Below are 2,950 nucleotides of genomic sequence, written 5' to 3'. Positions count from 1 at the left end.
GTTGACGATCACCACAGCAAAGATCACGACGGAGTCGACGTACTCGCCCAGCAGCGCGGTGACGGTTCCGGCGGCCAGCAGGACATAGATGAGCGGGTGGTGGAACTGACGCAGGATCCGCACCAGCGGCCCCGCTCCCCGCTGCGCGGGCAGGATGTTGCGTCCGTACCGCTGTACCCGCTGGGCGGCTTCGTCACCGCTGAGGCCGCGGTGCGGGTCGGTCTCCAGCAGCAGAACGACCTCGTGACCGGAGATCCCATGGTGCGCGCTCGCAGCCAGGGAGACCGGCGCGGTCATCGGGCGCGTTCCGGACGGTTGCCTGCGGTCGGTTCGATGACGAGCACCGGCACCGACGAATGCTCGATGATGTCCGCAGAGACGCTGCCGAGCAGCCGGGTGGACAGACCCCGGCCGCGCCGCCCGACCACCAGCAGGTCCATGTCCTGCTGGTCGGCGAACTCGCGCAGCGTCGGTCCGGGCGCACCGGCAAGCACCTCGGTGTGGACGACGCCCGAAATGTCGACATCGCCGGCCAGCTCCGTCAGGCGCCGCTCGGCGGCGCCGACGTCGGCGCCGGAGGCCGATTCGGCCGCTTCGAAGTGCACGACCTCGGCCAGCACCAGCAGGGCGCAGTGCGGCCCGAACAGCCGTAGCGCGGTTGCCAGCCCGCGCGCGGACTCGGCCGACCCGTCGAGGCCCACCAGCACGCGCAATCCCGTTGTGCTCTCGGCCCTCTGTGGTGGAGCCCCCTTGGACCCGAACCTGGCCACACCGGGATGGCGCTGCACCCGTTCCATCGCGATCGGCACGAACAACGGCCCGAGCACCACCGCGATCAGCGTCCACAACGGGTCATGACCGTGGCGCGCCATCCACAGCCCGGACACGAGTCCCACGACGATCCAGGCAACGATCAGCGTGACGACGAGGGTGGTGTTCACACTTTCCACCGTCCCAGACCCTCGCGCGGCGGGACAGGGACTTTGTGCCTCCGCCGAAGTCGTTCGTCAGTCGGCCTGGTCGGCGCGGGCCATCACGTCCTGGTACTCGTCGAGGTTGATCTCCTCGGCTGTCACTGTCTTCGTACCGTTGTAGACCTCGCGGTCGATCTCGTCATCGGCATTGGCCACCAACATCGCGACGAAGGTGTCTCCGTTGACGTTCAGGAACGTGCGGAAGATGCCGGTGAACCAGTCGACGGCGATCATCAGGCCGATCGCCTCCACCGGGAGATCAAGGGAGGTCGCCAGGAACATCGCGACCACCGGGAACCCGCCCGGGACGGTGATGGTGCCCATGTTGAGCAGGATCGCCAGCGCCATGCCGAGCACGATCTGGCCGATGCCCAGGTTGATGTCCCCGGACTGCGCCAGGAACATCACCACGATCATGTAGTTGAGCACGGCGCCGTACGAACCCATCGTCAACCCCACCGACAGCGTGAAGTTGGCGACTTTCTGACTGACCCCGATCTTCTCGACGGTGTTCCTCAACACCGTGGGAAACGTGACCGCGGAACTCGTGGTGGTGACGGCGATCGCGGTCTGTTCGGCCAGCTTTCCGGGTAGCTTCCACGGATTCAGCCCGGTGCGCACGGTGACGACAACCACGAACAGCGCGAACAGGAGCAGCACCCCGAGCAGGGTCGTGCCCAGATACTTCAACGCGGTGGTCACCACCGCGAAGCCCACGTCCCCTGCCAGCGGCGCGAGCAGGCAGAAGACGCCGATCGGGGCGATGTACATCACCAGTCGGATCATGGTGAGCACGACCTGCTGGAGTTGATCGATGAAGCTCAGCACCCTGGTATCGCCGGTCTCGTTGATCTGACTGCGCAGGGCCACACCGAAAAGCAACGAGAAGACGATGATCGGCACCATCGTCGCCGTCGACATGGCGTCGAAGATGTTCGTCGAGACGAAGTTGAGCAACGTGTCCTGCCAGCCCAGCGCTTCACCGACCGAGTCCTCCAGGCTCGGGTCGACCGCAGCGCCGAACACCATGCCGGCGCCGGGCCTGATGAGAAGGCTGAGCACCCACGCGAGCACTGCTGCAACGAAAGAGAACCCGAGCATCCACTTGAATGTGCGGAACGCGATCCGGCCGGTCCCCGTGCCCGTCATCGAGCCAGTCGCCACGATCACCGACGTCATCACCAGGGGCACGATCGCCATCTGGATCAGCCGGATGAACATGTCACCGATGAACTTGAGATTGCCCGCCCACTCGCCGACCAGCAGGCCGAAGACGAGGCCCGCGATTGCAGCGATACCGATCTGGAGCGCAGGATGGGATAGCCACTTCATACGTTCCCCCCAGATCGCACCGTCCGACCACAAGAACGTAGGCCACCGGCGCTACCTGGAGGTGCCAGCCGCATTTCGGGCACGTTACTGCCGGTTCGGCAGTGCGGTTACGCCGGTGTCGCTGCCTTCCGCGCGGCGATCTTGGCGCGGACCTGGTCCATGTCGAGCGCCTTCACCCGGGTGATCAGGTCCTCCAGCGCGGCCGCCGGCAGGGCCCCGGCCTGGCTGTACACCAGCACGCCGTCGCGGAAGGCCATCACGGTCGGGATCGACCGGATGTCCAGCGTGGCGGCCAGGTCACGCTCGGCCTGGGTGTCGACCTTGGCGTGCACGACATCAGGGTGTGCGTCCGAGGACCGTTCGAAAACCGGGGCGAACGCCCGGCACGGACCGCACCACGAAGCCCAGAAGTCAACCAGCACAATCGAGTTGTCGACGATGGTGGACTCGAAGTCGTCGTAGGAGAGGTTTTTGGTGGTCATGGTGGTGTGCTTTCTGTGTAATACGTTGTGTGACAGTCGGATCTTTCAGGCCCGGCCCTTGAGCATCAGGTTCCAGTACATGAACGGCAGCCCGTATTTCTTGAGGTACCAGTAACTGCGGTGCGGCTTGGTCGGGTCGATCAGCGGGATGGACGGCGTCAG

At 65.4% G+C, this 2,950-nt stretch carries 4 protein-coding genes; all 4 read right to left on the bottom strand.

What is annotated here, in order from left to right; all coding sequences use genetic code 11:
• The coding region (locus tag WA944_RS02085) for a cation-transporting P-type ATPase (protein WP_526646200.1) at nt 1–297 on the bottom strand (297 nt) is incomplete at its 3' end.
• Complete coding sequence (locus tag WA944_RS02080; RefSeq protein WP_526646198.1) at nt 294–941, bottom strand: universal stress protein; 648 nt, start codon at nt 939–941, stop codon at nt 294–296. The genes WA944_RS02085 and WA944_RS02080, both read right to left, overlap by 4 nt.
• 66 nt (nt 942–1,007) lie before the next feature.
• Nucleotides 1,008–2,306: a dicarboxylate/amino acid:cation symporter gene (locus tag WA944_RS02075; protein WP_526611169.1), complete on the bottom strand. Its 1,299-nt coding sequence runs from the start codon at nt 2,304–2,306 to the stop codon at nt 1,008–1,010.
• A 107-nt stretch (nt 2,307–2,413) separates the two neighbouring features.
• The gene (gene trxA / locus WA944_RS02070) at nt 2,414–2,788 is read right to left on the bottom strand and encodes a thioredoxin (RefSeq protein WP_526611167.1); all 375 of its coding nucleotides are present in this window, start codon (nt 2,786–2,788) and stop codon (nt 2,414–2,416) included.
• Nucleotides 2,789–2,950 lie beyond the last annotated feature (162 nt).

Source organism: Mycobacterium sp., from assembly GCF_049683355.1.
Classification (GTDB): domain Bacteria; phylum Actinomycetota; class Actinomycetes; order Mycobacteriales; family Mycobacteriaceae; genus Mycobacterium.
The sequence above is the reverse complement of the archived record's forward strand: the minus strand, read 5'-3'. Positions and strand labels throughout refer to the sequence as shown.